Origin of the sequence: Burkholderia sp. THE68 (genome assembly GCF_009938265.1) — a bacterium.
In the GTDB taxonomy this organism is placed as follows: domain Bacteria; phylum Pseudomonadota; class Gammaproteobacteria; order Burkholderiales; family Burkholderiaceae; genus Caballeronia.
Map to the genome: position 1 here is coordinate 226,393 of NZ_AP022319.1, position 17,292 is coordinate 243,684.

The 17,292-nt window shown below is 64.1% G+C and carries 16 protein-coding genes; 10 read left to right on the plus strand and 6 right to left on the minus strand.

Annotated elements, in window-relative coordinates; all coding sequences use genetic code 11:
- Window positions 1-135: 135 nt before the first annotated feature.
- On the minus strand, window positions 136-1,299 hold the full coding sequence (gene ampC, locus BTHE68_RS29800; protein WP_162069901.1) for a class C beta-lactamase: 1,164 nt from the start codon (window positions 1,297-1,299) through the stop codon (window positions 136-138).
- 108 nt (window positions 1,300-1,407) lie between these two features.
- Here ampC and BTHE68_RS29805 point away from each other — a divergent pair, with 108 nt between their 5' ends.
- Window positions 1,408-2,289, plus strand: a complete 882-nt coding sequence (locus BTHE68_RS29805; RefSeq protein ID WP_162069902.1) for a LysR family transcriptional regulator — start codon at window positions 1,408-1,410, stop codon at window positions 2,287-2,289.
- A gap of 2 nt (window positions 2,290-2,291) precedes the next feature.
- Here BTHE68_RS29805 and BTHE68_RS29810 read toward each other — a convergent pair whose 3' ends face one another.
- Entirely contained in the window at window positions 2,292-3,053 is a 762-nt protein-coding gene (locus BTHE68_RS29810; protein ID WP_162070911.1) for a YoaK family protein, read from the minus strand.
- 143 nt (window positions 3,054-3,196) lie between these two features.
- Here BTHE68_RS29810 and BTHE68_RS29815 point away from each other — a divergent pair, with 143 nt between their 5' ends.
- Genes BTHE68_RS29815 through BTHE68_RS29840 form a run of 6 tightly spaced genes read left to right on the plus strand, consistent with a single transcriptional unit; the run spans window position 3,197 to window position 8,889 of the window.
- On the plus strand, window positions 3,197-3,706 hold the full coding sequence (locus BTHE68_RS29815) for a MarR family winged helix-turn-helix transcriptional regulator (RefSeq protein ID WP_162069903.1): 510 nt from the start codon (window positions 3,197-3,199) through the stop codon (window positions 3,704-3,706).
- Between the two features lie 4 nt (window positions 3,707-3,710).
- Window positions 3,711-5,786, plus strand: coding sequence for an FUSC family protein (locus tag BTHE68_RS29820; RefSeq protein WP_162069904.1), 2,076 nt, complete (start codon window positions 3,711-3,713; stop codon window positions 5,784-5,786).
- Window positions 5,783-5,992: a DUF1656 domain-containing protein gene (locus BTHE68_RS29825; RefSeq protein ID WP_162069905.1), complete on the plus strand. Its 210-nt coding sequence runs from the start codon at window positions 5,783-5,785 to the stop codon at window positions 5,990-5,992. Before BTHE68_RS29820 ends, BTHE68_RS29825 begins: the two co-directional genes overlap by 4 nt.
- The gene (locus BTHE68_RS29830) at window positions 5,989-6,942 is read left to right on the plus strand and encodes an efflux RND transporter periplasmic adaptor subunit (protein ID WP_162069906.1); all 954 of its coding nucleotides are present in this window, start codon (window positions 5,989-5,991) and stop codon (window positions 6,940-6,942) included. Before BTHE68_RS29825 ends, BTHE68_RS29830 begins: the two co-directional genes overlap by 4 nt.
- Window positions 6,939-8,384, plus strand: coding sequence for an efflux transporter outer membrane subunit (locus BTHE68_RS29835; RefSeq protein ID WP_162069907.1), 1,446 nt, complete (start codon window positions 6,939-6,941; stop codon window positions 8,382-8,384). The genes BTHE68_RS29830 and BTHE68_RS29835 overlap by 4 nt, the downstream gene beginning before the upstream one ends.
- A 7-nt stretch (window positions 8,385-8,391) precedes the next feature.
- Entirely contained in the window at window positions 8,392-8,889 is a 498-nt protein-coding gene (locus BTHE68_RS29840) for an SRPBCC family protein (RefSeq protein WP_162069908.1), read from the plus strand.
- Between the two features lie 10 nt (window positions 8,890-8,899).
- Here BTHE68_RS29840 and glcC read toward each other — a convergent pair whose 3' ends face one another.
- The gene (gene glcC, locus BTHE68_RS29845; RefSeq protein ID WP_232078331.1) at window positions 8,900-9,673 is read right to left on the minus strand and encodes a transcriptional regulator GlcC; all 774 of its coding nucleotides are present in this window, start codon (window positions 9,671-9,673) and stop codon (window positions 8,900-8,902) included.
- A 199-nt stretch (window positions 9,674-9,872) separates the two neighbouring features.
- Here glcC and glcD point away from each other — a divergent pair, with 199 nt between their 5' ends.
- From glcD to glcF, 3 genes are read left to right on the plus strand one after another with little or no spacing between them, the layout of a single operon-like run.
- Window positions 9,873-11,372 (plus strand): glycolate oxidase subunit GlcD, encoded by a 1,500-nt coding sequence (glcD, locus tag BTHE68_RS29850; protein ID WP_162069909.1) that lies wholly within the window; start codon window positions 9,873-9,875, stop codon window positions 11,370-11,372.
- Complete coding sequence (gene glcE / locus BTHE68_RS29855) at window positions 11,372-12,439, plus strand: glycolate oxidase subunit GlcE (protein WP_162069910.1); 1,068 nt, start codon at window positions 11,372-11,374, stop codon at window positions 12,437-12,439. The genes glcD and glcE overlap by 1 nt, the downstream gene beginning before the upstream one ends.
- Window positions 12,440-12,461: 22 nt before the next feature.
- A complete protein-coding gene (gene glcF, locus BTHE68_RS29860) occupies window positions 12,462-13,679 on the plus strand; it encodes a glycolate oxidase subunit GlcF (RefSeq protein ID WP_162069911.1) in 1,218 nt (405 codons plus the stop codon).
- Between the two features lie 5 nt (window positions 13,680-13,684).
- Here the strand turns inward: glcF and BTHE68_RS29865 are convergent, their stop codons facing one another.
- From BTHE68_RS29865 to BTHE68_RS29875, 3 genes are all read right to left on the minus strand, one after another.
- A complete protein-coding gene (locus BTHE68_RS29865) occupies window positions 13,685-15,820 on the minus strand; it encodes an FUSC family protein (RefSeq protein WP_162069912.1) in 2,136 nt (711 codons plus the stop codon).
- A gap of 15 nt (window positions 15,821-15,835) precedes the next feature.
- Window positions 15,836-16,729, minus strand: a complete 894-nt coding sequence (locus BTHE68_RS29870; protein WP_162069913.1) for an efflux RND transporter periplasmic adaptor subunit — start codon at window positions 16,727-16,729, stop codon at window positions 15,836-15,838.
- Between the two features lie 83 nt (window positions 16,730-16,812).
- On the minus strand, window positions 16,813-17,292 hold the full coding sequence (locus BTHE68_RS29875) for a nuclear transport factor 2 family protein (RefSeq protein ID WP_162069914.1): 480 nt from the start codon (window positions 17,290-17,292) through the stop codon (window positions 16,813-16,815).

Here is a 17,292-nt window from a genome sequence, read left to right on the forward strand (position 1 = left end):
CAAGCAAGCGGAGGCCGGATCGAAGGACCTGAGTGAAAGGCATGAGGGTGCGGCGTCTCCAACATGACATACGGCCCGATGAACGAGCCGGATGCATGTGCATCGATCTATTTCGATGTGCGGACGCACATTGCTTTACTGGTTCTGGACGAGCGATGTGATGATTGCGTACGCGGCCTTCACGCGCTCTTCATTGGGGATGTTCCGGTTCGCCAGCATCACGATGCCCACGCGCTCCTTCGGCACGAACGCGATATACGCGCCGAACCCATTGGTCGAGCCGGTCTTGTTGATCCACACATTGTCGCGCGGCGCTTGCGGCGGCTCGATGCGGGTGACGGGCGTGGCGTTCATGATCATCGACGCCGAGTTTCCGTCGAGCAGCGCCTGCAACGCGACCGGATACGGATACTGCTCCCAGATGAGGTCCTGCGTCATCGCACCGGCCTGGAAATAGCCCGTGTGCGTGGCGTCGACGGCGCGCTGGAACGCCGGATCGATACGCACCATGTTCATGTTGATCTGCAGGAAGCGCGTCATGTCGGCGGCGGTCGATCTCACGCCGTACGCCTCCGAGGACAGCACGCCGCCCTTCATGCGGATCGGCGCGTCATCTTTTGCATAGCCTTGCGCATAGTCGCGCTGCTTCGAAGCGGGCACGTCGATATAACTGTGCTTCAGACCGAGCGCGGGAAAGAGGCGCGTTTGCATCAGCGCATCGAAGTCCTGCCGCATGCTCTTCGCGGTGATCAGCCCGAGCGTGCCGATGCCGGGATTCGCATACGTGCGGATCGTGCCGGGCGGCTGAGCCGGACGCCACGTGCGGAAGTACTGCATCAACTGATCATTGTCGTGAACCTGGTCGGGCACTTGCAGCGGCAGCCCGCCCGGCGTATGCGTGCCGAGATTCAGCAGCGTCACCTTGCCGAACTCGCTTCCCGCGAGCGACGGCAGATGCCTGCTCACCGGATCGCTCAATGAGAGATCGCCCTCGATCTGCGCATAGGACGCAAGCGTCGCGGTGAACGTCTTGCTGATCGAGCCGAGTTCGAAGAGCGTATCGCGCGTCACGGGTTGCTTCGTCGCTTTCGACGCCAGACCGTAGTCGAACACGTATGGCTTGCCCTGCACGACGACGCCCACCGCCATGCCCGTGATGCCGTGCAGCGCCATCAAGGGCTTGATGGTCTCATCGACGGTCGACTGGATTGCGTCCGCGTCACCGGCATACGCGGCGCGCGATATCGCGCCAAAAGAAAAAATGGCTGTCGCCAACAGACTCAGCGCACGAAACTTCATCGTCTTGATCCTTCTTTCTGGGTTGCATGATTGGAACGAAGCGAAATATCCGCTCTTTTTCGCGCTTCGACAATCGAGGATAATTTGCCGCAGGCAATAGAAAATCTTATGCGAGCCATGCGCCCTCATCTTCCCCTGAATGCGCTGCGCGCGTTCGAAGCATCCGCGCGGCACCTGAGTTTCACGCGCGCCGCGCAGGAACTGAACGTCACGCAGGCGGCCGTCAGCCAGCAGGTGCGCGCACTCGAAGAACGGCTCGGCACGCCGCTCTTCAGGCGCCTGCCGCGCGGCCTGCACGTCACCGATGAAGGCCGCGCCCTGCTGCCCGTGCTGAGCGACGCGTTCGGCCGCATCGAAGCCGTGCTCAAGCAATTCGAAGGCGGGCATTTTCATGAGGTGCTGACTGTCGGCGTCGTCGGTACGTTCGCGGTCGGCTGGCTGATGCCACGGCTGAAAGCGTTTCGTGAGACGCATCCGTTCGTCGAATTGCGGCTGCTCACGCATAACAATCTCGTCGATCCGGCCTCGGAAGGGCTCGATTTCGCGATCCGCTTCGGCACGGGCATCTGGCCCGCGACGCACAACGCGCTCCTGCTCGATGCGCCGCTCGCGGCACTCTGCGCGCCCGATATCGCGCGCCGCCTGAGCAAGCCAGCCGATCTCGCGAACGAAGTGCTGCTGCGCTCCTATCGCGCCGACGACTGGACCGACTGGTTCGACGCCGCCGGCCTCGAAGCGTGGACGATGAGCGGCCCGGTGTTCGATTCATCGCGCCTGATGGTGGAAGCCGCGGTGCAAGGCGCGGGCGTCGCGCTCGCGCCGCCGCGCATGTTCGTGCGCGAATTGCAGGCGGGCCTGCTCGTGCGCCCGTTCGATATCGAAGTGAAAACCGGCAGCTACTGGCTCACGTGGCTCAAGTCGCGGCGGCTCTCGCCGGGCATGCAACTGTTTCGCGACTGGATCGTCGCTGAGGCCGCGCAATCGCCGTGAGATCAGCGGCGCGCGCGACGCCGGCCCGCCGCAAGATCGTCCGCGAGCGGCACGGACGAGAACAGCAACAGCAGCGCGGCAAGCGGCACGGTCGTTGCAAAGCCCAGATGCGCGAAGCCGATCGCGCCCGCGAAGCCGCCGAGCATGAACATTGCGAAAAGCGCGCTCAGCAGCGCGAGACGCGCGTGATTGGCACGCACATAGCCGGCGTCATCGCGTGCGACGCCACGGTTCCAGTACAGGCTCTTGCCGATTTCGATGCCGATATCCGTGACGAGACCCGTCACGTGCGTCGTGCGGATCTCGGCCTTCGAGATCTTCGTGATCATCGCGTTTTGCAGGCCCATCACGAAGCACAGCAGCGCGACGGTCAACGGCACGTCCCACACGCGATGCGTTTCCAGATTCGCGCCGAGCACGCCGAACACGAGCAGAAGCGCGGCTTCGAGCAGCAGCGGCGTGGCGAATACACTGTGCGCGCGCCGCTGTCGTCCCCAGTTGATGAGCACCGCCGACGTGGCCGCGCCGCCGAGAAATGCGCCCACTGCGCCGATCGCGGAAAAGACGAACGCGGCCTGCCCGAGCACGAGGTTATCGGCGATCGAAGACACGAGCCCCGACATGTGCGACGTGTATTGTCCGACAGCCAGAAAGCCGCCCGCATTCGCAGCGCCGGCAACGAAGGCCAGCGCGCAACCCAGGCGCCGGTTCGCGGAGTCGGTGCGGCTGGGCGAGGTCAGGCCCCGCAGATAGGCGATCGGCATGGTGGCGCGCTCGGGATGGTCGAGCCGAAAAGATAGCACGACAATTTGCGTGCCCGGCGGCCGTATCGCCGTACACGTTCTGAAAGAAAAAACATAAGTCGATAGGATGCTAACGAATCGACTTCTCGCTATAATCCCGCCGCATGACCCATCTCGACATTCTGCGCCGCTCCGTGAGCAGCACGCTCGTGCTGGCCGCGCGACGCTGGCGCCGCACGAGTCACGGCGTGCTCGCTTCGTACGGTGTGTCGGAAGCGTGCGCCGTGCCGCTGCTCACGGCCAACCGGCTCGGCGAGGCGGTGCGCCAGGTGACGCTCGCGGAGCATGTCGGCATCGAAGGGCCGTCGCTCGTGCGCCTGCTCGATCAACTCTGCGCGGCGGGGCTGGTGCGCCGCGACGAAGATCCGGAAGACAAGCGCGCGAATACCATCACGCTCACCGATGAAGGCCGCGCCGTCACCGCGCGCATGGAAGCGCGCCTCGTCACGCTGCGTGCTCGGCTCCTGAAAGGCGTGAGCCGCGAGGATCTCGAAACGACGCTGCGCGTGCTCAACGCGTTCGGCGCGTCGCCCGACGCGAAGTTGCTCGCCGCGCTCGAAGCGGTCGACGAACCCGCGAAGCCGGCCCGCTCCGCCGCAAAGCGCGGAGCCTAGCGCCATGGCCTTTCCATCCGCGCGCGAGTGGCTCTTTTCCGCGAAGACCTTCGCCGCCGCGATGATCGCGCTGTATATCGGCCTCGCGCTCGAATTGCCGCGTCCCTATTGGGCGATGGCGACGGTCTATATCGTCTCGAATCCGTTCGTCGGCGCGACGCGCTCGAAGGCGCTCTATCGCGCGCTCGGCACGATGATCGGCGCGGCGGGGGCGGTGCTGATCGTGCCGCCGTTCGTCGAGTCGCCGTTTCTCTTCAGCGTGATCGTCGCGTTGTGGACGGGCACGCTGCTCTATCTCTCGATGTTCGACCGCAGCGCGCGCAGCTATGTCTTTCTGCTCGCGGGCTACACGCTGCCGCTGATCGCCCTGCCCGCCGTCACCAATCCGACGACCGTCTTCGATCTCGCCATCACGCGCACCGAAGAGATTGTGCTCGGCATCGTGGTGGCGAGCGTCGTCGGCAGCGCGGTGTTTCCGAGCCGTCTCGCGCCGACGCTCATCGAACGAACGGACGCATGGTTTCGCGACGCCGCGTTCTACGCGTGCGAGACGCTCTCCGGCCATGTCGCGGGCGCATCGATCTCGGCGGCGCGCCAGCGGCTCGCGGCGACCGTCAACGGGCTCGAACTGCTGCTGAGCCAGTTGACCTACGATCACACGCGCCCCGACATCATCCGCCGGGCGCGCGCGTTGCAAGGCCGCATGCAGATCTTTCTGCCGCTGATTTCGTCGATGGCCGATCCGCTCATCGAACTCGTCGACAAGCACGGCACGCATCCGGAAGGGCTCGAAACGCTGCTCAAGGAGGTGGCCGCGTGGGTCGGCTCGCCCGTGCCGCGCGCCGTGCAGGACATCGAGAACGACCGCGCGCCGGATGCGCTGCGCGAACGCATCCATGCGATGCGTCCATCCGTCGAAGCGCTCGCGAGCGCGGACGGCGCGCTGCTGTCGAATGCGCTGTGGCGTCTCGGCCAGGTCATCGACGTATGGCAGGACATTCGCGCGTTGCGCGCCGCGATTCTCAACGAAACCAGCGAATGGCGGCCGCATTTCCGCCACTGGCGTCTCGGCGGCACGGCGCGCTTTTTCGATCGCGGCATGATGCTCTTTTCGACGGGCGTCGCGGTGAGCGCGATCATCGTCGCGTGCGGGCTATGGATCGAATCGGGCTGGAACGATGGCGCCGGCGCCGTGACGCTCGCCGCCGTCGCGTGCTGCTTCTTCGCCGCGCTCGACGAACCCGCGCCGCAAGTGTTCACGTTCTTTCTCGCAACCTGCATGAGCGTCGTGTTCGCCGGACTCTACGTATTCGCGGTCCTGCCGCACGTACACGACTTTCCGATGCTCGTGCTGATTTTCTCGGTGCCGTTCCTGATCATCGGCACGCTGATTCCAAGGCCGCGCTTCACGCTCGTGACCATGCTCACGGCGGTGAACACCGCGACCTTCATCAGCATTCAAAGCGCCTATGAAGCGAACTTCTTCGTGTTCATCAACAGCAATCTCGCGGGCGTCGCGGGCCTGCTGTTCGCGTTCATCTGGACGCGCATGACGCGTCCGTTCGGCGCGGAACTCGCCGCCGCGCGGCTCACGCGTTCAGCCTGGGCGGATATCGTGTTGAGCGCGTCGTCTGCGGAAGTGATCGAGGATCAGCGCAATCTCTATGCGCGCATGCTCGACAGACTGATGCAACTTCTGCCGCGTCACGCCTCGACGGACTCGCATCGCCATCCGTCGATCGAGAGCTTCCGCGATTTCCGCGTCGCGCTCAATGCGCTCGATCTGCGCCGCACGCGCCGCAAGCTGCCGGTCGAATTGCAGAGCTCCGTCGACATCGTGCTCGATGCACTGCGCCATTACTTCGAACTGTGCATCGCGCGGCGCGCGCGTCAGCCGGTGCCGGCTGAACTCATCCACAACATCGATACGGCAAGCGCGCAGGTCACGTCGCGCGCCATCACGAACGCACAGGATGTCGTCGCGGAGAAATGGTTGCGCGATACCTTGCACGCGCTGGTCGGCATGCGCCTGTCGCTGCATCCGCCCGCCACGCCTCTTTCACCGGAAAGCCCTACATGATCGGCGAAATCGACATTCTCGGCGTGTTCGTGCCCGCCGTGCTCGTGCTGATGTTCATCGCCTATCTCGTGAATCTGGCGATCCGCACCGTGCTCGCGCGCGTCGGCTTCTATCGCCTCGTGTGGCACCGTTCCATTTTCGATCTCGGCATTTATGTTCTGGTGCTGGGTGTTGTCGTCATCGTTTCGCAGCGGCTCATCTCGTGAAAAATACCTGGTTCTCTATTGGGCGGATTCTGCTTACGCTCATCGTCGTCGCGATTGCGTGCGTCGTGTTGTGGAAGCTCGTCGATTACTACATGTTCGCGCCGTGGACGCGCGATGGTCACGTGCGCGCCGACGTGATCCAGGTCGCACCCGACGTGTCCGGCCTCATCACCGAGGTGAAAGTCGTCGACAATCAGCAGGTCAAGAAAGGCGATGTGCTCTTCGTGATCGATCAGGCGCGCTATGCGCTGGCATTGCGCAACGCGCAGGCGAGCGCGCAGCAACGCCGCGCGACGCTCGATCAAGCGCGCCGCGAAGATGCGCGCAATCGCGCGCTCGGCAATCTCGTCGCGCGTGAAGTCGTCGAGGAAACGCATTCACGCGTCGAACAGGCAACCGCCGCGCTCGCCGATGCCGACGTCGCGATCGATACCGCGCGTCTGAATCTGCAACGCACGGAGATCGTCAGTCCCGTCGACGGCTATCTGAACGATCGCGCTCCGCGTGTCGGCGAATTCGTGTCAGCCGGGCGCGCGGTGCTTTCGGTCGTCGACATGCATTCGTTCCGCGTCGATGGGTATTTCGAGGAAACGAAGCTGGGCGGCATCGATATCGGTCAGCCGGTCGATATCAAGGTGATGGGCGAGCCGGGCATTCTGCGTGGACACGTGCAGAGCATCGTCGCGGCAATCGAGGATCGCGATCGCCAGCAAAGCCCGAGTCTGCTGCCGAACGTGAATCCCGCGTTCAGCTGGGTGCGTCTCGCGCAGCGCATTCCGGTGCGCGTGACGCTCGATGAGATTCCGGCGGACTTTCGCATGATCGCGGGCCGCACGGCGACGGTGTCGGTGCGCGGCATCGGGCCGAAGATCGGCAAGCGCGCGGCGTCGGAGACGTCTCCGGCATCCGCGCCTGCACCGACTTCAAGCGTGTCGGGCGCATCGCAATGAAAGCTATCGCCATTGCCGTTTCGTCGGCCATCGCGCTCATCGGCTGCACGACCGTCGGACCGGACTACACGCTGCCCGGGAACGCCGCGCGCAACGCGCCCTATGCGAACGCGGCCATCGACGGCGCCGATCAGGCGCCCGTGACGCAGGGCGCGGTGCCTGCGAAATGGTGGCGTCTCTATGACGATCCCGTCGTCGACCAGCTCGTCACTCAGGCGCTCGCGTCGAATAGCGATCTGCGCGTGGCCGCCGCGAATCTCGCACGCTCGCGCGCCGAAGTCGAATTCGCGAATCAGCAAGGCGGTTTCTCCGGCAAGACATCGGCAGCGTTTCAGCGCGCGCAGGAATCGGCGGAGCAATATCTGCTGACGGAGAAGCTTCCAGTCGTCAATGAAGGCGTGCTCGATCTTTCGATATCCTATGAAATCGATCTGTTCGGCAAGCTCAAGCGCGGTGTCGAAGCGGCGAACGCCGACGATGAAGCCGTCGAAGCCGCGCAGGATCTCGCGCGCGTCACGGTGGTCGCGGATGTCGTGCGCGCGTATGTCGAATCGTGCTCGGCGGCGGAAGAACTGGAGATCGCGCGCAAGTCGCTCGACTTGCAGAAGCAGCGGGTGCTACTCACGCGACGTCTGCGCGATGCGGGCCGCGGCAATCAGTCGGAAGTCACGCGCGGACAGACGCAAGCCGACACGCTCGCCGCCGATATTCCGCGCTTCGTCGCGCGCCGCCGCGTCGCGCAATATCGGCTCGCGATGCTGCTCGCGCGCGCCCCGTCCGACTTGCCGAAAGCCGCCCTCGCCTGCAAGAAGCTGCCGAAACTGCGCGCGCCGATTCCCGTCGGCGATGGCGCCGCGTTGCTCAAGCGCCGCCCCGATGTGCGTCAGGCTGAGCGTCAGCTTGCGTCATCGACCGCGCGCATCGGCGTCGCCACGGCGGCGCTGTATCCGTCGGTGAGCCTCGGCGCATCGGCGGGGTCGGTCGGTATCGCGGAGGATCTGTTCAGCGCGAACACGAACCGCTGGGCGTTCGGGCCGCTCATCAGCTGGAGCTTTCCGATCAACGGTCAGCGCGCCCGCGTGCATCAGGCCGAAGCGGCGACGAGCGGCGCGCTCGCGCGTTTCGACGGCGTCGTGCTGAAGGCGCTGGAGGAAACGCAGAGCAGCCTCGCGACCTATGCATCCGATACCACGCGCGCCGATGCGTTGCGCACCGCCTACAAGTCCGCGATTCAGTCGGCGGATGAAACCAATCGGTTGTATCGCGCGGGCCGCGAGTCCTTTCTCAATGATCTCGACGCGACGCGTACGTTGACGGGCGTCGCGGCGCAGGTGGCGGCGGCCGAAAGTCAGGTCGCGATCGATCAGGTGAACCTTTTCCGCGCGCTCGGCGGCGGCTGGGAAACCGACGAAGCCATCGCGCAGAATTCGAAGGGAAAATGAGGCCATCGTGCGCGCGAGCGAATATCGATTCGTTACGGTCTGGAGAATCGCAGCGCCGCTTCAATGCGTGTGGGACACCATCCACGATCCGGCGACGTGGCCGCAATGGTGGACGTGTGTCGAACGCGTGACCGAAGTGGAAAGCGGCGCGGACGATGGCGTCGGCGCGTTGCATCGATATACGTGGAAAGGTCGTCTGCCGTATCGCGTGCGCTTCGACATGCGCGTCACGCGCGTCGAGCCGCTCGTATCGCTCGAAGGCGAAGCGAGCGGAGATGTCGAGGGCTTCGGATGCTGGCGATTTTCATCGCAGGGCGATATCGCTATCGTGCGATACGAATGGCGCGTACGCACCGGCCCTGAATGGATGAATCTGCCCGCACCCATCGCGCGCCCGCTGTTCAAATGGAACCACGACTACGTCATGCAGCAGGGTGGCGAAGCGCTCGCGAGGCGGCTCGGCGCGCGGCTTGTCGGCATCGATCATCGCGAGCCGGGTAGCTGAGTCATCAGCCTCAACCCCACCCTTCCAGCCGCAACGTCGACCGCACGAGCCGCTCTTCTTCCTTCTCGATTTCCGCAAGATTCTCGCGCACGCTCTTGACATGCTGGCCCGCCGCGCGACGCGCCTGCTCCGGCAGTTTGCCGGTCACGGCGTTGTACAACCGCGCGTGCTGACGATCGATCAGACGCTTCTGCGGCTCGCGATGATAGAGATTGTTCACCGATGCGAACACGGCGCTCAGCATCAGATCGTTGAGCATGGCGAGCGTATGCACCAGCACCGCATTGTGCGACGCCTCGCAGATCGCCAGATGAAACGCGTGATCGAGCCGCGCATGCGTCGATGCGTCGGTGTCGTGGATATCGGCGGCGGCGAGTTCTTCATAGCGACGCCGGATCATGATGTGATCGGCTTGCGTGCCGCGCAGCGCGGCAAGACGCGCCGCCTCCGCTTCCAGCATCTCGCGCACTTCCAGCAGATCGTAGAGCGTGCGCGGTTGCGATCCGAGCAGATGCATCATCGGCGTCTGCGCAGGCTCGGCCGTCAGTCTCGCGACGATCGAACCCTTGCCTTGCGCGGTTTCGATCAGTCCCCTCGCCCGCAAGACCTTCAGCCCTTCGCGCAGCGCGGTGCGCGAGACGCCGAGCTTTTCAGTCAGCCGCCGCTCGGACGGAAGCGTCTGTCCGACCTTCAGCACGCCGTCGACGATCAGCGCCTCAATACGCTCGACGACCACGTCCGCGAGTTTTCGTCTGCTTTCTTCCGCTTCCATCATTGCGCCCATCACTGGTATTACCAGCTTGAAATGCTAGCACGACGATGGTCAACGTGCCTCGGCAAAATGCAATAGCGGTTGCGCTTCAGTCGATTAAAGCCCGGTCCATCGATCCAAGAAACTGGTAATACCAGTTGAAAAACAATCGACATGGCGGCGCAGACCCGGAAGAATCGCAAAAAAACACACGTGGCCACGGAGACACCGCATGACCTACGCCTACGACGAACGGCTCGACGGGCCACTCGCCGATCACGACAAAGCCGCGATCGTGCGCGACCTGCACGCCCTCCTTCCCGATCTCGAACTGCTGCATGCGAAGGAAGACCTGCGCCCCTTCGAATGCGACGGCCTTTCCGCCTATCGCATCACGCCGATGCTCGTGGCGCTGCCCGCAACCATCGACGAAGTGCAGACGCTGCTCAAATACGCGAATGCTCATGGCGTGCCGGTGGTCGCGCGCGGCGCGGGCACGGGTCTTTCAGGCGGCGCGTTGCCGCTCGAAAAGGGCATCCTTCTGGTGATGTCGCGCTTCAACCGCATACTCGATGTCGACGCGCAAGCCTGCACCGCGCGCGTGCAGCCGGGCGTGCGCAATCTCGCGATCTCGCAGGCGGCCGCGCCGCACGGCCTTTATTACGCGCCCGATCCGTCATCGCAGATTGCGTGCTCGATCGGCGGCAATGTCGCGGAAAACGCGGGCGGCGTGCACTGCCTCAAGTACGGGCTTACGGTCCACAACATCCTTCGCGTGGAGATCGTCACGATCGACGGTGAACATCTCACGCTCGGCTCCGAAGCGCTCGACGCGCCCGGCTTCGATCTGCTTGCGCTCATCACCGGATCGGAAGGCATGCTGGGCGTAGTGGTCGAAGTCACCGTCAAGCTCCTGACGAAGCCGCAAAGCGCGAAGGTACTGCTCGCGAGCTTCGACGACATCGAGAAAGCCGGCGATGCCGTTGCGCAGATCATCGCGGCAGGCGTGATTCCCGGCGGCCTCGAAATGATGGACAACCTCGCGATCCGCGCCGCCGAGGACTTCATTCACGCGGGCTATCCCGTCGATGCACAAGCGCTGCTGCTCTGCGAAGTCGATGGCGCGGAATCGGATGTCGAGGAAGATTGCGCACGCGTCGATGCATTGTTGCGCACGGCGGGCGCGACCGAGATTCGCCTCGCCGCCAACGAAGCCGAACGTCAGCGCTTCTGGGCGGGCCGCAAGAACGCCTTCCCCGCCGTGGGCCGCGTGTCGCCCGATTATTACTGCATGGACGGCACGATTCCGCGCCGCGAACTGTCGCGCGTGCTGCGCGGCATCGCGGATCTGTCGGTGCAATACGGACTGCGCGTCGCCAACGTGTTTCATGCGGGCGACGGCAACATGCATCCCCTCATTCTCTTCGATGCCAATGCGCCCGGCGAGATGGACCGCGCCGAAGCCATCGGCGCGCGCATTCTCGAGTTGTGCGTGGAAGTGGGCGGCAGCATCACGGGCGAGCATGGCGTCGGCCGGGAAAAGATCAACCAGATGTGCGCGCAGTTCAACAGTGACGAGCTCACGTTCTTTCATGCCGTGAAGGCCGCATTCGATCCTTCCGGGCTGCTGAACCCCGGCAAGAACGTGCCGACGCTGCATCGCTGCGCTGAATTCGGCTCGATGCATGTGCATCATGGCGCGCTGCCTCACCCCGAACTGGAGCGCTTCTGATGCGACGCGACCTCATTTCCATCGACGACAGCGCGCGACTCGTCGACCAAGTGCAAAACGCGATCGCGCGCAAGGCGCCGCTGCGCATACGCGGCGGCGACAGCAAGGCGTCGCTCGGCAGGCCCGTGCAAGCCGACGAGATCGACACGCGCTCGCATCGCGGCATCGTGAGCTACGAGCCGAGCGAGCTCGTCATCACCGCGCGCGCGGGCACGCCGCTCGCGGAACTGAACGCGATGCTCGACGAAGCCGGACAGATGCTGCCATGCGAGCCGCCGACGTTCGGCGAAAGTGCGACGCTCGGCGGCGTCGTTGCGGCGGGACTGTCGGGACCGCGCCGACCGTGGGCCGGATCGGTCCGCGATTTTCTGCTCGGATGCCGCATCGTCACGGGCGAAGGCAAGCATCTGCGTTTCGGCGGCCAAGTGATGAAGAACGTCGCCGGATACGATGTATCGCGCTTGATGAGCGGCAGTTTCGGCTGTCTCGGGCTCATCACCGAAGTCTCGTTGAAGGTACTGCCCAGGCCGCGCGAAACGGAGCACCTTTCGCTCGCGCTCGAAGCGAGCGAAGCGATGCGCGAGCTTGCGACATGGCGCAAGGCGGCATTGCCGGTGACGGGCGCATGCCATGTCGATGGGCGCCTGCATGTGCGTCTCGAAGGCGGCACGGGCTCGGTGCGCGCGGCGGTGGACCGCATCGGCGGACAACATCAGGATGCACAGTTCTGGTCCGATCTGCGCGAACAGCGTCTGCCCTTCTTCAGCGACGAGCGTCCGTTGTGGCGTCTGTCCCTGCCGAACGATACGGCGCTCATCGACACGCCCGGCACAGTCGTGCTCGACTGGGGCGGCGCGCAGCGCTGGCTCAAGAGCGATGCGAACGCCGACGTCATTCGCGGCATCGCGAGCGCGGCGGGTGGCCACGCCACGTGCTTCACGCCGACTGCCGCAGCCGATCCGTTTCATCCGCTCGCCGCGCCGCTCATGCGCTTTCACCGGCAACTGAAGCAACGTCTCGACCCGCGCGGCATATTCAATCCCGGCCGCATGTACGCGGACTACTGACGCTTTCCTCGACAGGCACCCCATGCAAACGAATCTCAGCGACGAAGCCAAAACGCTCGCGCGCGCGAAGGAAGCCGAAGACATCCTGCGTTCGTGCGTGCATTGCGGCTTCTGCAATGCAACGTGCCCGACCTATCAGTTGCTGGGCAACGAACTCGACGGCCCGCGCGGGCGCATCTATCTCATCAAGCAGATGCTCGAAGGCGAGCCCGTCACCGACAAGACGCAGTTGCATCTGGACCGCTGTCTGACCTGCCGCAATTGCGAAACGACGTGTCCTTCGGGCGTCACGTATCACGCGCTGCTCGATATCGGCCGCGCGGAACTGGATCGCCGCGTGCGGCGTCCCGCACGCGAGCGCATGTTGCGCCACGGTCTGCGTCATGTGATACCGCGCCCTGCCGTGTTCGACACGCTCCTGAAGGCGGGCCGTCTCGCGCGTCCGTTAATGCCTCATGCGCTGCGCCAGAAGATTCCGGCTAAGACCGTCGCGGCCAAGTCCCGGCCGCCGGCGAGACACGCACGCCGCGTGCTGATGCTCGAAGGATGCGTGCAGCCTTCGCTGTCGCCCAACACCAATGCCGCAGCCGCGCGCGTGCTCGATCGTCTCGGCATCAGCGTCATCGATGCGCCGCGCGCAGGCTGTTGCGGCGCGACCGACTACCACCTCGACGCGCAGGAAGCTGGCTTGATGCGTGCGCGCCGCAATATCGATGCATGGTGGCCCGCGATCGAAGCGGGCGCAGAAGCGCTCGTGCAGACCGCGAGCGGCTGCGGCGCGTTCGTGAAGGAATACGGGCACTTGCTGCGCGACGATCCGCACTATGCGGCAAAGGCCGCGCGCGTGAGCGCGCTGACGCGCGATCTCGTGGAAGTGCTCGGAGCCGAACCGCTCGATGCGCTCCACGCAGGCGAGCGCCGCCGTATCGCGTTTCATTGTCCCTGCACGTTGCAGCATGCGCAGAAGCTCGGCGGCGCGGTGGAATCGATCCTCACGCGTCTGGGCTACGACCTCACCGCCGTGCCCGATGCCCACCTGTGCTGCGGATCGGCGGGAACGTATTCGATCACGCAACCCGCGTTATCGACGCAACTGCGCGACCGCAAGATGGACGCGCTCGAAAGCGGCGCACCCGAGATGATCGTCACCGCGAACATCGGCTGTCAGACGCATCTCGCGGGAGCGGGACGAACGGGCGTGCGTCACTGGATCGAACTGGTCGAAGACGCGCTGCGATAACGCGTTCATGTCGCAAACGGCGTGTCGCGATCGAGCAGCACGCTGCGCATGAAATGCAGGCGTGCAAGCATCCGGCGCATGTGCGGGATGCCGTGAGTCGAACCGCCCATCGTTTCGATGATGTGCGTCGCGTGCTCCGCCTGCGTGTCGATCGCGCGAATGGCTTCGTCGCGATTGAGTTTCGATGGCATGTCGAAGAGCATCGTCAGACGTTGCATCGTCGCCTCCGTGGAGGCATGCCAGTCCGCGTACACGATGCGAATCGCCAGCGCATCGCGGCTTTCTGCTCGAAGCTCGATCGACGCGTGCCCGAGTTCAAGCACGGCCAGAATCCACGCCAGCGCTTCACGATACTGCGCATTCGGCTGCGGCAAGAGCGCGCGAATCTGCGCGGTGATATCGTGCGTGCCCGACTGGAAGATCGGCTTCAGGTCTTCCAGCGGCGCAGTACATGCGACTTCGATCTGGCGTCGCAAGTCGCGGATCAGTGCCGCGATACGCCACGGCTTCTCGGCGGGAAACACGAACGCGCACGCTACCGCGCAGGCCAGCATCGCCAGCGTGAGCGCGATGCCGTCATTCAGCAGCGGCTCCGGCGCATAGCGGATCACGCGGTCCGGTCCGCCGAGCACGCAAAAGAAGATGCAGAAGCTCAGGCCGAAGCCCGTGAACTTCGGCCGCGTGGCGAGCAACGCACCGAGCCCGAGCAAGGGCGTCAGCACGAAGCACAATAGCGGAAAGCCTTCGATGGCCGGATACACGTAGCAGAGCACGAGATAACCCGCCAGCGTCGCCACGGCCGCGCCCGAAGCCATCTGCAGCGAGAACTTGATCGGCGTCGCTGAATTCGATCCCAGCGCGCAGACCGCGGCCGCGCCGATGATCGCATAGCCGCCGCTCGGCCAGTCGCTCGACAGCCACAACGCGCCGATCGTACCGAGCACGGCGCACGTCATCAGAAAGGTCACTACGATCACGTTCCTGTTCGTCACGAAGACGCGCTTCAAGTCTGCCTCTTCGAATACATGCTTCTGGAAGACGAGCGAAACAAAAGTCTCGGCATAGTTCGAACACGCCGATACATAGCCGGACAACAATTGAACCGCTGTATCGTAATCGAGCAGTTGTTGCGCGCTCGCCGTGTGTTCGAGCGCCTTGCGATCGGTTTCGACGCGTTCGGCAAGCTGCACACGAAACCTCGCAACGAGCGCGGCCCGGCGAACGAGAAAGGCATCGTCGACGAGACCGGCATCGCGCCTTACGATCAACAGATTCGCCAAATCCGCGCAGTAGCTTGCGACGAGATCGCTCGCGTGACTTCGTCGAGACGTCTCGACCATCGATACGAAGCGATGCAGCGCGTGCAGCCGCGTGCACAGTTCCATGAACGCGTTGTTGAGTCGCGCGAGACGCCGCGAGCGTGAACGCACCTCCGGGTCTTCGAACGATGCGAACGCGCGCGTAGCTTCGAAGCCGACCACGCTGTCGATGAACTCGCCGTACTTCAGCCGGAATCCGTTCCGGTCGATTTCACCGCGCAAAGTCTGCGCCGCGAAGTTGGAGAACGACACGAATCGCTCGCGACGAATATGCTTCAGCCGCGTCGACGACCATTGCGGCAGCACGATCGCACTGACCACGCCGCAGCAGACGATACCGAGCAGCACCGCCGCCGAGCGATTCAACGCGGCGATGAAGAGCCCGTTCGGGTCCGTCAGGCTCGGAATGCCGATGAGCGCCGCCGTATAACCCGCCAGCACGAACGCGTACCAGCGAAAGTTTCGATAGCGCAGCGCCGCCGCCGTGCAGAGCGAAACCCAGAGCGTCATCGCGCCGATATAGAGCGGTGGCTGTTGCGGAAACAGTGCCCCGAGCAAGACCGCGACGATCGTCCCGATGATCGTACCGAGCATCCGGTAGACGCTCTTCGACAGCACCATGCCGCTTTGCGGCTGCATCAGCACGAACACGGTCGCCATCGCGGTGCGTGGCGTCGGAATTTCGAGCTTCATCGCAATGCCCATCGCGAGGAAGGCTGCGGTCAGCGTCTTCGCGAGATGCAACCACACGAGGCCGTCCGTCGCGGCCCAATGCGCGAGGTGCATACGCAGATCATCGCTTCGTGAATAGCTCGCGTCCATGTGTCGTGCCTCGCCTTACAGCGCGCGTAGCATCAGATGCCCCGGCGCACCGCCTCCATCGACGACAACGGTGCATGTCGTCCCCGCAGTAAGCTCGACGCCTTGCGGCACGCTGTCGATACCGATACGCACCGGCACGCGCTGCGCAAGGCGCACCCAGTTGAACACGGGATCGACGTTGGCGGTGAGGTCCATGCTCTGCGGATTGTCGCGATCGTAGATACCGCGCGCGATGCTTTCCACGTGACCTCGCAGCAGCGTACCGCTCATCAGACGGATATTCACTTCGCGCCCGATTTTCACTTCCGGCAACTTCGTTTCCTCGAAGTAGCCATAGACCCAGAAGGAATTGCGATCCACGACCGCGAGCTTCGGCGTTGCGATGGTCGCGTAATCGCCCTGCCATGTGTTCAGGTTCGTCACGTAACCGTCGACCGGAGATACAACCCGGGTGCGCGAGAGATTCAACCTTGCCGCATCGAGCGCGGCAAGCGCCTGATCGTAAGCGGCCTTCGCAGCATCGGCCTGAAAGCCCGAATTCTGCTTCACTTCTTCGGAGACGACTTCGTTTTCGAGCGCGGCGCGGCGCTTCGCGTCGTCGCGGCGCAGCGCCAGTTCCGCCCTGCTCGCGGCGACTTTCGCCTCGGCCTCGTCCACCGCGATCCGATAATGCGACGGATCGATCTGCATCAGGAGATCGCCCTTTCTGACGAACTCGTTGTCATGCACCGGCACGCCGACGATCATGCCCGACACATCCGGCGCAATGGTGACGACGTCCGCGTGGATGCGGCCGTCGCGCGTCCACGGCGCATACATGTAGTGATCCCACAAGGTCTTGCCGATGAACGCGGCCATCAGGAAGAGCACCATCGTCGCGAAGACGCTCCAGATTCGCTTGACCTTCATCACGCCCTCTCATCGATGACACATGCGAAGCCACGCCGCACAGCGATGCGCGCGGCGTGGCTCATCACAGAAGACTCACACGCTCAAAGCCCGAGTTCGCTCAGGCCAGGATGATCGTCCGGCCTCCGGCCGAGCGGCCAGTGAAACTTGCGCTCGCTCTCCGTGATCGGCACGTCGTTGATGCTCGCGTGTCGATGATTCATCAGGCCGTCGAAACCGAATTCCCAGTTCTCGTTGCCGTAGGAGCGAAACCAGTTGCCGGCATCGTCGCGCCATTCATAGGCGAAACGAACGGCGATGCGATTCCCGCCGAAGGCCCACAATTCCTTGATCAGCCGATAGTCGAATTCCTTGCGCCATTTCCTGTCGAGAAACGCGCGCACATCCTCGCGGCCGTGAACGAACTCCGCTCGATTGCGCCATTGCGTGTCGCGCGAATAGACGTACGACACGCGATCGGGATCGCGCGAATTCCAGCCGTCTTCCGCCTGCCTCACTTTCTCGATGGCCGTCTCGCGCGAGAACGGAGGAAGCGGCGGACGAGACTCCGAAGTGTTGACCAT